The following is a 12,494-nucleotide window of genomic DNA, read 5'->3' as shown; positions in this document are numbered from 1 at the left end:
TATATTGGTTAGGAGTGAACGTACAATTATTGACAAGGAGTGACAATACATGAGTGAAGCTGCACAAACGCTGGAAGGCTGGTATTGCCTGCATGACTTCCGTAAAATTGACTGGGTTGCCTGGAAAGCCATTTCAGGTAATGAGCGCGAAGCTGCCATCAAGGAATTTACGGCATTTTTAGAAAAATGGGAAGGGGTAGAAGCCCGGAAGGAAGGCAGCCATGCTTTTTATTCCATCGTTGGCCAAAAGGCTGACTTTATGCTGATGCTTCTGCGTCCAACACTGGAAGACCTGAATGAAATTGAAAATGCTTTTAATAAAACAACATTTGCCCAATTTACGATTCCGGCTTATTCCTACGTATCGGTCGTTGAATTGAGCAACTACAATCCGTCCAATACTGTCGATCCTGAAACAGATCCAATGATTCAGGGAAGATTGAAGCCCGAGCTGCCAAAATGGAAGTATGTATGCTTCTATCCAATGGACAAGCGCCGTGAAGGAAATGACAACTGGTATATGCTTCCGATGGAAGAACGCAAGAAAATGATGTACAGCCACGGCATGATTGGCCGCAGCTATGCAGGGAAAGTGAAGCAGATTATTACCGGTTCTGTCGGGTTCGATGACTGGGAGTGGGGAGTTACCCTGTTTGCAAATGACGCGCTCCAGTTTAAGAAGCTCGTGTACGAAATGAGATTTGATGAAGTGAGTGCCCGCTATGGTGAATTTGGTTCGTTCTATGTAGGGAACCAATTGACCCGCGAGGCTGTACCAGGCTATTTGCACGTGTAAACCGCATCCATTAAATACGAAGCTGGTTCTCTTGCTGTGTTTTTTCCATGCAGCAGGGAGCCAGTTTTTTTTGGTCTAAGCTTCGGCATGTTCACATATGATGAATTGTAGTTTTGTGGGCTCCTTCCCTATTATTTTTACAGTGATAGTCAGGCACTTATACAGGCACGGAAGGAAAACAACATCTATTTCGGATACAAAACCTTTTTACAAGGGGGATTTACACCGATGAGTAATTACAGGCAAACGCAAGGGCAGCAGGGACAAATGGGCGGAGGCATGCCACCCTATTACGGTATGCCTCCATCCGGCCAAATGGGGCAGCAGGGGCAAATGCCTCAGGGACAGCAAGGCCAAGGCCAGGGCGGTTACGGCGGTCCAGGCATGTCCATGGGCATGCCGCCGCAGGGACCGGGGCTCGGGGCGGCCTTTGGTACGGCGCCAACGGATATTGCCGCACCCGGACAGCTTCCGCTCGAGCAGTCGTACATTGAGAACATTCTGCGGCTGAACAAGGGCCGGGTGGCAACCATCTATCAAACCTTTGAAGGCAGTGACAAGTGGAATTCCAAGGTCTTCAGGGGAACCATCGAAGCTGCAGGACGCGACCATATTATACTAAGCGATCCACAGAGCGGGAAACGCTATCTTCTCCTGATGGTCTTTGTCAATTACATTACATTCGACGAGCCGATTGAATACACCTATCCATACGGCGGCCAATCGAGCCAGCAGCAGGGGCAAGGCCAGGGACAAGGACAAGGGCAGGGACAGTCACAAGGTATGGCAACGTACAGCCCAAGATAGTGAGCATACAAAAAAGAGCTTTGTATAAAGCAAAGCTCTTTTCCAATTACAATCCTTTTGCTGCAGCTATTATGAACAACACCCATCCGGCGATAAACGCAACCCCGCCAAACGGCGTAATGATGCCAAGCTTGGAAATACCTGTTGTACTCAAGGCGTAAAGGCTGCCCGAGAACAGGATGATTCCGATAAACATCAGCCACCCCGCCCAGTGCAGCTGGCCTGAACCTGCTAATCTGCCTGTGAGCAGACCAACCACCAGCAAACCGATTGCATGATACATATGATACTGAACACCCGTTTTATACACTTCCAGCATTCGCTCTGACAGCTTGCCTTCCAGCCCATGCGCGCCGAATGCGCCAAGCATAACGGCAACCGCCGCATTGGCTGCCCCAAGAATCAAAAACAGCTTCATTTCAAAACCCACTCCTCTTGTTTTCTTTTATCATACCAGAAACAAAAGGAAGTTATGAAACATCCGATTTCTTCAGTTCTTCTTTTTCCCTCAGCTTTTTCCCGTACTCTTCTATCTTTTTTTCCAATTCGTCTTTATCTACCAATTCATCACGCAATCCCTTAATAACCCCTTCAAGGCTTTGAATCCTTTTTTCAAACTGAAGCATTAAATAACCAGCAAGCAAGACCGGAAAGCCGACGTTCCCCAGGAGATTAACAAGCCCTAGCCAATCATTAGCTGTATTCATTTGGATCTCCCTCACTTTACCCTGTATTATTACGAACACTTGTTCGTAATAACAGTATAAACCCGAACAGAAAAATTTACCATCATACCTTATACCGTTTTTTAAAATGAGTCAAAAGACCCAGTTCCCGTTAGTTATTTCCTTCAGGCATTGGTCGTTTTCGCCTCGTCATCGGGTATATCCTTCACAAAGAAGGAGAAGAGCAGAAGGATGGCCAAAAAGATGATAGGAAGGTTGAATCCCATGGCTGAACCGAACTTTTCAGAAACCGCCCCAACAAGCCAGCCGGCAAACGCGCCACCGATTCCTGAAGCCACATAGACAAGCCCCAGTGCAGATCCACCCGTTTCGGAAAGCTTTGTACCAATAGCGGTTGCAGTAGGAAACAAAACAGAGAAGAAAAGTCCTGCCGCCGCAAACAGGTATACCCATTGGTCCGCAAAAAACTTGCTGACCAGGACCGTTGCCACAGATAGGAAGGCAAAGATCATAATGGTCTTTTTCTCGCCGATCTTTTCCGCAATCCAGCCTCCGCCAAGTCTTCCAATGGTGAAAAGCAGCGAGAAAATAGAAAGGATGGTTGTGGCGAGCTTTCCTTTATCCGACATACTCATACCGCTTAAATCGAGCGACTTCAAATAACTTGGAAAGAAGTTTAAGAATGAGACCTCAGAAGATACATAAAAGATAAGAATAAACATGACAAAGATAAACTGCGCGTTTTTTAACATGTCTTTAAACGCAGACAAGCTGGCACGGTCAGCCTTTCCATCCGGGACCTTGGTCAGAAGCACAAAGATGATCAAGCCGACAAGAAGGACGGCAATTCCAATATAGAACGCCCGCCAGGAAATGTTGGAGGAGAACATCCAGCGCAGAATCAGAGGGGTAGCGAACATGCCCAGTCCGTAAACACCCATGGTCAGGTTAAACATCAGACCCTGCTTGTCCGGGTAGACCGAAGGAACAATAGCATTGGATGCCACCGTCATTGCCCCAAGCCCAAAACCAACAATCATATAAAAGCCGAGAAAAAACAGAATGGTTTGAGCCGAACCTGTTCCAAACAGACCCGCCCCCATAATAATAGAACCAATGATAATCATCAGTTTCAGCCCTTTTTTGTCAACAAGATAGCCGATGATGACACTGGCAAGGGTGAACCCCCATTGAAAAATAAACACAACCAGTCCAAATTGATTTAAATCCAGACCGATATCCTTTTTAACCTCATCAAGCACAATACCTTTGGTGCTTGAAAGCCCTCCCAAAACAAACATGGTGAATCCCATAATAATTAACGCCGTGATATTGCCGCTTTTTTTCATGATTTATCACGTCCCTTGTTTAATAGAATGCTTGCTTAGAGCACCATTTCCCTAAAACAAACCCGTTAAATCCAGACCCGCTCCCCCTTTGCACTTTCAACTCCAGAAGACTTGCTTCATAATGAAGAAAAAAAGAGAGGATGAAGCACATGAAACGAACATGGTGGAAGGAAGCCGTGGTCTACCAGGTATACTGGCGAAGCTTTTTTGACACGGACGGTGACGGATTTGGAGATTTGGAGGGCGTGATCGCCAAGCTCGACTATATCAAAAATCTGGGAGTGGATGTCATCTGGCTGAATCCAATCTATGAATCGCCCGATCTGGACAACGGCTATGATATTTCAGACTATCAGTCCGTAATGAAAAAGGCAGGCGCCATGGAAACGTGGGAGCGGCTGCTAAAGGAAGCCCATGAGCGGGGCTTAAAGCTGATCATGGATCTGGTCGTCAACCACACTTCGGACCAGCATTCATGGTTTTTAGAGTCCCGATCTTCAAAAGATAACCCAAAACGTGACTGGTACATCTGGAAGGATGCCGTGGATGGCGGGAAGCCGAACAACTGGCGCTCCTATTTCACCCCTTCCGTTTGGGAATGGGACGAGCCTACCGGCCAATATTACATGCATTCCTTTGCTGTTCAGCAGCCTGATTTAAATTGGGAAAACGAAGAAGTAAGGGAAGCGATATACAGTATGATGAGGTTTTGGCTTGATAAAGGAATTGACGGGTTCCGGATGGATGTAATCAACCTTTTGGCTAAACAAAAGGGGTTCCCTGACGCCGAGCAGCCCGATAAGATCGATTACCTGGGAAATAATCCGGGGATTCACGAGTATCTCCAAGAAATGAATGAAAAGGTTCTGAGCCATTATGACGTCATGACGGTTGGGGAAATTCCTTTTGTTACACCGGAAGACGGCTTGAAATACGTAGGCGAGGACCGCAATGAATTGAACACGCTGTTTCATTTTCAGGTGGCCGATGATATGCCTGACTGGGATATGCTCCGGTACAAAGAAATACAGCAAACGTGGTATGAGGGTTTGCACGGCAAGGGATGGAACTCTCAATTTCTGAACAACCATGATCATACACGCCAGGTAACCCGATACGGAAACGACGGGGAGTATCGCTGTGAATCAGCCAAGCTTCTCGGCACTATGCTTCATACGCTGCCGGGCATGCCTTACATTTTCCAGGGTGAAGAAATCGGGATGACCGGTGTCCGATTCCCATCGATCGACGATTATCAGGACATTGCCATGAAAAACAAGTATGAGGAAGAGACACAAAAGGGGAGGGAAGCTTCAGAAGTATTAGCGGAATTGCAGCCGTTAAGCCGTGATAATTCACGTACTCCCATGCAGTGGGACGCAAGCGCCAATGCCGGCTTCACAGATGGCCAGCCATGGATGACCGTGAATCCGAACTATACGGACATCAATGTGGAAGAAGCATTAAATGATCCCAAATCTGTTTTTTACTTTTATCAAAAGCTCATTTCCCTGCGTAAAGAGTATGACGTCATGGTCTACGGCGACTATCAGGATCATTCTGAGGGAGATCCTCATATCTATGCCTATACGCGGAGCCTGGGTGAAGTCACCTGGCTGATTCTCCTCAACCACAGCAATGAGGCGAACACCGTATCGCTGCCCGATACACTGTCCATCAGCGGCAAGGAGCTTGTTCTTGGAAACTATCAGGACATTCAAGACCTTCATACCCTGCAGCCGCACGAAGCAAGGATTTATCAGCTATAAAGAAAGAGCTCATCCCTGGTTATTCCGGGATGGGCTCTTTTAAAAATCAAAAATGGATTCACCATTACCTTCCTCATCATCATCCGTTTTTTGCGGTTTTTTCGGCTGCATTCCTGTAAAACCGAGCGGTGCGGAAATCTGGGAGGGCGGAGTCCACTGCTGCTCATGTGCCGTTTCGCCGGCATCCAGCATCAAGTCGCTCAGCGCACGTATCGCCGCTGCATGCTCTTTTACTTTTGATGATTGCTCCGGAAGTTGTTTTAACTCGTTCACATGCTTTTCCATCTGATGAATAATGTGACGGAGAGAAATGCTCATAATGTGTTCTCCTTTTTTAAGCCTTTAATGTTATTTCCATTCTACCATATTTATTGCGCACGAAAAAAAGACAGTCCTAAAGAGAGACTGCCCGACATACTCCGCGCATTAAATTCAATTCATAGAATCTCACGGTGATCCAGGCCGTAAAACAATATGAATTATTCGTTTTATAAATCGTTTGGATCTGCCAGCAGATTGCCCTTTTTGTTTCTGTTGATCAAACTCTTTAAGTATTACTAAATAGTACCTAGCCATCCTCAGTAATATCATTTCCCATCTACCCTCTCCCCTCATGTTTTATTTGCTTTGTTGTTGGTTAAGAGGTATCCACCCACTGCACATTACGGCGTTCGGAATTGAAGACATTGATCTTATTTATAAAGGGACGTTCCTTCTGCTTCACCATCTTGGCCAGTAAGCCCGCCAGCTTGAATTTCTGCTCATTCACCAGAACTGCCTGTTCTACCCGTGTCACCATCAAAGCAACCGCTTTTTGAAACATTACATTCACCGTAAATAGAATAATAGCAAGTAAGTACATGGATTCCATATCCGTTTTCCCCCTTTTGATTGGTCCATCTATTTTAATGGATGATCCTCGCGTCGTCCTTCTGCCTGTCCCCCTTTCTTCCTGACGTGATGTTGGAGTAACTTATATGCTTATGTTCTTGATAGTTTGATTATACGTAGCGGCAATGGAAATGTTTGTCACAATGTGCTTAGTTTACTTGTTTTCTTCCTACATATGTTTTGGTTGTCCTACAAAAAACGAAGATATTTAATGAATAGCACGCAAACAGGCGTTCTAACTCCCTGTTTTTTTATCGAGAACAGGCTTGTTTCGTCTAATAAAAACAATAGAAATTTTGATTCCGGCGAAAAATTCGCTAAAATAGATAACAGTATAATCTATTGGAGGGAAAAAGACATGGCAATTCTAAATGAAATCCTATCGTTTAACGAGAAGTTCGTGGCGAATAAAGAGTATGAAAAATACGAAACCACAAAGTATCCAGAGAAAAAGCTGGTTGTTATTTCATGTATGGATACCAGGCTGACGGAGCTTCTTCCTCAGGCCATGAATGTAAAAAATGGCGATGTCAAGATTATTAAGACGGCCGGAGCTATCATCGCCCATCCGTTTGGAAGCGTAATGAGAAGTATTCTGGTTGCCATTTACGCCTTGAAAGCAACAGAGGTTTGTGTGATTGGCCATCATGACTGTGGCATGAGCGCAATGGACCCGGATGATTTCATGGTAAAAATGAAAGACAAGGGCATCACAGAAGAAACGCTTAACACGATAAAATACTCAGGCATGGACCTTAACCACTGGCTCAGAGGATTTAACAAGGTCGAGGATGCGGTAGAAAGCAGTGTTAACCTTGTTAAGAACCATCCTTTGCTTCCCGAATCAGTTCCCGTCCATGGTCTTGTCATCGACCCTGAAACAGGGAAACTTGACGTGGTCATCGATGGCTATAAAAACAACGAATAGCAAAGAAAAGGAACAGCCTGCATCTATGTGCCAGCTGTTCCCTTTTTATTGTTGTTTTTTGAGTTCCGGAAGCATAACGGAGAAGACAGTGCCTGCATTGGGTTCACTCGTAACTGTGATTTCTCCCTGGTGAAGCTCGATAATCTTAAAGCTCACCATCAAGCCGAGGCCCGTCCCGGTTTCCTTTTTCGTGAAAAACGGCTCTCCCAGTCTTTTTAGGTCTTCATGTGCAAGACCCTGGCCCTCATCCTTTACTTCAATAGTGGCGTAGCCATCCGCGCGTTTAACGGAGACCTCAATCTTGCTTCCCTGCTCGGAGGCTTCAACCGCATTTTTTATCAGATTGATCAGTACCTGCTTCAGGGAATTGGCATCCCCCTTAATCAGGCAGCTGTCAGCCAGCATTGTATAATGGATGGAAATATTCGACAGGCTTGCGAAAGCTTCCATTAATACAAGGGTTTCTTTTACAAGAGCAGTGAGATCCAGGTCGATTGCGGTAAAGGGCTTAGCCTTGGCCAGCTGCATATATTCCTCGAGAATCTGGTTCATCCGGTTGATTTCTGTCAGCATGATCCCGGTGTACTCTTCGGATATTTTTTCCTCCCGCATAAATTGCACAAACCCTGAAAGAATCGCCAGCGGATTCCTGATCTCGTGTGCCACACCTGCGGCCAGCTGGCCGATCACCGATAATTTTTCAGATTGTATAATTAGTTCTTCCGTCCTTTTGGCTTCTGTAATGTCCCGGTATATCCCTGCAATGGCCCGGATGGAGCCGTCCCCATTGCGAATGGGGGAAAAGGTGACCGAAACCGGAAACAATTCGCCCGATTTCTTTTGATTCACCATTTCATACCCCATAACGGCTTCTCCATTTACAATTTTTCTTAGCACCTCATTGATTACCGTCTTTTGCGTGGAAGGGATATGCTGAAAAGGAGTTTTTTTCATTTCCTCCTCATTCCATCCGTACAGCTCGAGAAATGCCCGGTTTACCGTCATGATATCACCCTTGAGCGTTTGCACAAGAATGGCATCTGCCGTTTGCGAAATGACAGAATGAAAATATTCTCTCGTTTCGGTCAGCTTGCTTGCCGTCTGTTTTTCACGTTTCTCGGAATTCAGACGCAATGTTTCCGTGAACTGGGAAGACTGGGCGAAAAAAAGCGTAGCAACTACAATAAACAGGATAATAAAAATGAGATCAAAATCTTCCACATTGGCAAAAAGCTCCCGGTCAGCCACGAAGAAATAAGCAGACATGGCAATCGACAGCAACCCCGCATAGATAATGACACGGCACTGGTGATAAATGGTGCTCAATATTAAACAAAACCATATGTAGATGTAATTCACCAGGATGGGCTGCACCCATAAAAGGCAAAATAAGAAAAAGTAAAAGCTCGACACGGTAAAATACATGGTAAACACAGGATAACGGTTACTGACGGAAAAATAGGTCACTATTCCGAAAACCACGGCACCAAGCGGGAGCATAAATAAGGCTATCTCAGGATCAACCCAGAAATTGATAAGAAGATCAACAATGAAGAAGCCCCACAGCACCTTATACAAAAGATGATTTCTTCCTCTTATAACATCTATTTGCTCTGAACAGTATTCATTCACAATCATGACTCCTTTGTATGAAAAGTGCGCCAATAACTGGATTATATCACAAGTTACCGTGCGTACTTGCTGACGGCACAAGAAAAAAACCAGCTCATGGTGAGCTGGTTTCAATGTTTGAGGTGATTACTTGTTAAGCTTCGTAATTCTTCCTTCAATTTTTGGATCAACGCTGCCCTTGGCTTTGATGTATTTAACGAGGGCATCAAGGTCCACAATGTTGATGCTTGAATTTTTTCCATCAAGCAACGTTGTATATCCGTCTCCGCCGCCGGCCATAAAATTATTCACAGTAACGGAATACGTTTTGGCTGCATCCACGGCTGTTCCATCTGGAAGCGTAATGCTTACAACACGTTCACCTGCAGGCTTTGAATCATTATAGGTGAACTTCAATCCGGAAATCTGCAAAATTTTCGCACGTGTCGGATCGGCCCATTGCTCTTCCAGCAGGCGTTTTACCTGGGCACCGGTCAAATCCATGGTGACAAGGTCATTTCCGAAAGGCTGCACAGTGAAGGCTTCCTTCCATGTGATTTCTCCCGCATCAATATCAGCCCTTACTCCACCAGGGTTCATAAAGGCAAAATCTGTTCCTGTCTGTGCTGTCATAGAATCTGCAATCAGGTTGCCCATTGGCGATTCCCCGTCAGCATTAATTTCTTTGCTGATATAATTCGGTGTGGTTCCAATCACTTCATTCAAGATAGGCGCAACGTCTGCCACATAACTGTCCACAAATGCTTTAATTTCAGGGTCCGGAGCAATTTTGCTGCGGTCTACATTAACGACTTCCGCTTTTTTCTTCACAATATCCTGAGTTACAGGATTAATTTCCAGGTCCACATCAGAAAACGCCGTTCCTGATGAATACGACTGGACAAGAAGTTTGTTGTCGACAACTGCATTGGTCAGCGCATGATTGTGGCCGCCGAACAACACATCCACTTCATCGTCCACGTTGTTTGCGATGTCTACCAGCTCACCAGTGGCGTTTTTCCCATCAGCAGTAGAGTTTGCCGGGTTATGGGCAAGCACGACAATGGATTTCACGCCTTGTTTCTTAAGTTCCTTCGTGTACTTATTAATCGCTTCGGTTTCATCCGTGAAGTATACACCCTCTACCCCGCTTGGAATAACAATGCTTGGTGTATCAGACAAAACAACCCCGATAATTCCGATTTTGGCACTGCCCACTTCTTTGATCACATATGGATCAAGGAGTGGCTGGCTGGTCTTTGAATCCATTACATTTGCCGCAACATACGGGAAGTTGGCTCCTTCAAAACGTCCGTATTTTGCTTCGGTCTTCGGGTGGCTTCCGCCTTTGATGAGGCGAAGCATTTCTTTTACACCTTCATCAAACTCATGGTTTCCAAGAGTCCCTGCATCAAATCCAAGCTTGTTTAAAAAGCGGATCGTAGGCTCGTCCTGAAGCAATGCGGATACCGGAGAGCTTGCACCGACCGCATCACCCGCATGGAGAAGAAGCGTGTTCGGATTTGTGGCTTCACGCTGTTTTAAGTAAGCAGCCAAATACTCCGCTCCTCCAGCGTTCAATTTCGCATTGTAGGTGTCCAGCTGTCCATGAAAGTCATTAATGCCCAAAAGCTGTACACTGATGTTTTGTTGCTTTTTCAGCTTATATGAGTATTTCGCGAACCCTTCTGCAGCGGCTCCCTCATATTTGATGGATCCATCGGCAGGAACTGCGTTCTGCGCATCCGGTGTTGATTCAAACGTTACACTTGGTTCACCTGACACAGGAGCGAACTTCCAGTTTTGGTCGGCTGAAGGATCGATCGTGCCCAGATCACGGATATAGTCGATGATGACTTGTCGGTTTTCATCCGGATAAAGATTGGCTTCTGTTTTGTTTTTCACACCAGGGAACAGACCGCTCGCGCGATAGTTGTTAGTCGCGACGATAAATTCCTGATTGCTGTCGATTGGTTTACCGTTGTATTGAAGATTTTTGATACGGCTGCTGTCTGCATGAATGACGTTTCCATCACTATCATACTTCGCAGGCTGTGTCACATCGATATCGTACGTAACACCGTCAATCACATCAAAATTGTAGGTCGGGAAGTTATTGTTAACAAGCTGCTGCTCTTCTTTCTTGGATGGATCGATGGTATTGAACTGTCCCGCAGACATTTCAAGCCATTCTTTTACGTCTGATCCTTTCACCTTAACGGTCGCTACTGTATTCGGATACAAATAAAGGTCAGAAACGTTTTTAATCGCTATGGTTCCCTTTGGAATATTGGTGTAATAGCTCGCACCGTTTCGGCCGCCTGCTTTAAATGGCGCTCCGGCAGATAGGACAGGAAGGTTTTCATCCTTCGTTCCTTTTAGCTGCTTTTCAATGTACCATTTTTGCGCGTTTGTTACGATTTGGATCGAAGGGTCATCTTGTACAAGTGCAAAGTAGCTGTTGATGTCTGCAGATGTTTGCCCAACCGGCTGGCGGACATAATCAATCGTTCCCTGATGATCCTTTTTGATTGCTTTAACAATGCTTTCATCGGTTTTCGCCAGACTTTTCTTCGTATTCTTATCATAAACGGCTCTAAGCTGTGTCTTCGCTCTGGCAACCATCCATTTTCCTTTAGCCTTCACAAGGCTAAGGTCCATTACCCCCAGCTGGTTGCCCCAGTTTCCAGGCATGATGACAGGCTTGCCGTTAATGGTTCCGTTTTTCTCATCAACCCCTGGCAAATCCGCAAAATCGCCCGGGAATGTTTTATGGTTATGGCCTGAGATAATCGCATCGATGCCGTTGACCTTTGTCAGATCATACGCCGCGTCCTCTTCCATTTGCTTGCGGTCCGCGTCGCCGATTCCGGAGTGGGCAAGCACGACAATAAGATCTGCCCCGTCTTTTTTCATTTTAGGAATATTGGCTGTAACACTGTCGACAATATCCTTTGTAATCACTTTTCCATCAAGGTTGGCCTTGTCCCATAGGGTGATCTGTGGAGCAACCGCACCGATTACGCCCACCTTAATGACTTGTTTTCTGCCATGCTGGTCAGTGACTTTTTTCTTTATGATTTTATAAGGCTTGAAATAGTTTTTATCGTTGTTGGGATTTTTGTCATGATCGTCTTTATAGACATTGGCATTCACATAAGGAAACGGAGCATCATCGAGTACTTCCTGAAGATAGTCCAGTCCGTAGTTAAATTCGTGGTTTCCGACAGTCCCGGCATCATAGTCCAGAAGCTTCATTGCTTTAAATACTGGATGCATCTCACCGTCTTTAAGCTTGTCCACCTTTGCTTTGTAGTCCCCAAGAGGATTGCCCTGAATCAGGTCCCCATTGTCAAAAAGCATGGTGTTTTTGGATTCACTTCTTGCCTTCTTGATGAGTGTGGCTGTTTTAGCCAAACCAAACTCTTCTGTTTCAGCGTCTTTATAGTAGTCGTAGTTGGCGATGTGGGTATGAATATCCGTTGTACCCAGAATTCTGAGCTGAACGGCTTCCGTTTTGCTTTGCTGCTGCTGGCTTTTAGATGCGGCCTGAACTGACTCAAACGTTAATGGCGCGGCCAGCACAGACAGTGCCATCGTTGATGCAAGTAACTTGCGCCCCATTGCTGATAAGGACTTTTTCCCCATGTGAATCCC

Annotated in this window: 11 protein-coding genes; 4 read left to right on the top strand and 7 right to left on the bottom strand. The window is 45.6% G+C overall.

Annotation, left to right across the window (positions count from 1 at the left end; genetic code table 11):
• Positions 1–49: 49 nt before the first annotated feature.
• Together hemQ and gerQ are read left to right on the top strand one after the other, a co-directional pair.
• On the top strand, positions 50–796 hold the full coding sequence (hemQ, locus tag QYB97_RS09585) for a hydrogen peroxide-dependent heme synthase (protein WP_301165778.1): 747 nt from the start codon (positions 50–52) through the stop codon (positions 794–796).
• 228 nt (positions 797–1,024) lie between these two features.
• Positions 1,025–1,603: a spore coat protein GerQ gene (gene gerQ / locus QYB97_RS09580; protein ID WP_425589788.1), complete on the top strand. Its 579-nt coding sequence runs from the start codon at positions 1,025–1,027 to the stop codon at positions 1,601–1,603.
• Positions 1,604–1,649: 46 nt separating this feature from the next.
• Here the strand turns inward: gerQ and QYB97_RS09575 are convergent, their stop codons facing one another.
• The 3 genes from QYB97_RS09575 to QYB97_RS09565 form a co-directional block, all read right to left on the bottom strand.
• The gene (locus QYB97_RS09575; protein ID WP_301165777.1) at positions 1,650–2,021 is read right to left on the bottom strand and encodes a DUF423 domain-containing protein; all 372 of its coding nucleotides are present in this window, start codon (positions 2,019–2,021) and stop codon (positions 1,650–1,652) included.
• A gap of 52 nt (positions 2,022–2,073) precedes the next feature.
• Positions 2,074–2,310, bottom strand: a complete 237-nt coding sequence (locus tag QYB97_RS09570) for a YvrJ family protein (protein ID WP_301165776.1) — start codon at positions 2,308–2,310, stop codon at positions 2,074–2,076.
• A gap of 143 nt (positions 2,311–2,453) precedes the next feature.
• On the bottom strand, positions 2,454–3,638 hold the full coding sequence (locus tag QYB97_RS09565) for an MFS transporter (protein WP_301165775.1): 1,185 nt from the start codon (positions 3,636–3,638) through the stop codon (positions 2,454–2,456).
• A gap of 149 nt (positions 3,639–3,787) precedes the next feature.
• Between QYB97_RS09565 and QYB97_RS09560 the strand changes: the two genes are divergently transcribed.
• A complete protein-coding gene (locus tag QYB97_RS09560; protein WP_301165774.1) occupies positions 3,788–5,407 on the top strand; it encodes a glycoside hydrolase family 13 protein in 1,620 nt (539 codons plus the stop codon).
• A gap of 39 nt (positions 5,408–5,446) precedes the next feature.
• Here QYB97_RS09560 and QYB97_RS09555 read toward each other — a convergent pair whose 3' ends face one another.
• Both QYB97_RS09555 and QYB97_RS09550 read right to left on the bottom strand, forming a co-directional pair.
• Positions 5,447–5,725, bottom strand: coding sequence for a YwdI family protein (locus tag QYB97_RS09555; protein ID WP_301165773.1), 279 nt, complete (start codon positions 5,723–5,725; stop codon positions 5,447–5,449).
• Positions 5,726–6,044: 319 nt separating this feature from the next.
• On the bottom strand, positions 6,045–6,278 hold the full coding sequence (locus QYB97_RS09550; RefSeq protein WP_301165772.1) for a hypothetical protein: 234 nt from the start codon (positions 6,276–6,278) through the stop codon (positions 6,045–6,047).
• Between the two features lie 378 nt (positions 6,279–6,656).
• Here QYB97_RS09550 and QYB97_RS09545 point away from each other — a divergent pair, with 378 nt between their 5' ends.
• Positions 6,657–7,226 carry a beta-class carbonic anhydrase gene (locus QYB97_RS09545; protein ID WP_301165771.1) on the top strand — a complete coding sequence of 190 codons (570 nt, stop codon included), beginning with the start codon at positions 6,657–6,659 and terminating at the stop codon, positions 7,224–7,226.
• 45 nt (positions 7,227–7,271) lie between these two features.
• On the opposite strand, the gene QYB97_RS09540 is transcribed toward QYB97_RS09545, so the two are convergent.
• On the bottom strand, positions 7,272–8,858 hold the full coding sequence (locus QYB97_RS09540; RefSeq protein WP_301165770.1) for an ATP-binding protein: 1,587 nt from the start codon (positions 8,856–8,858) through the stop codon (positions 7,272–7,274).
• Positions 8,859–8,984: 126 nt separating this feature from the next.
• Positions 8,985–12,485 (bottom strand): bifunctional 2',3'-cyclic-nucleotide 2'-phosphodiesterase/3'-nucleotidase, encoded by a 3,501-nt coding sequence (locus tag QYB97_RS09535; RefSeq protein WP_301165769.1) that lies wholly within the window; start codon positions 12,483–12,485, stop codon positions 8,985–8,987.
• Positions 12,486–12,494: the final 9 nt, after the last annotated feature.

This window comes from Fictibacillus fluitans (genome assembly GCF_030418125.1).
GTDB lineage: Bacteria > Bacillota > Bacilli > Bacillales > Fictibacillaceae > Fictibacillus_C > Fictibacillus_C fluitans.
The sequence above is the reverse complement of the archived record's forward strand: the minus strand, read 5'-3'. Positions and strand labels throughout refer to the sequence as shown.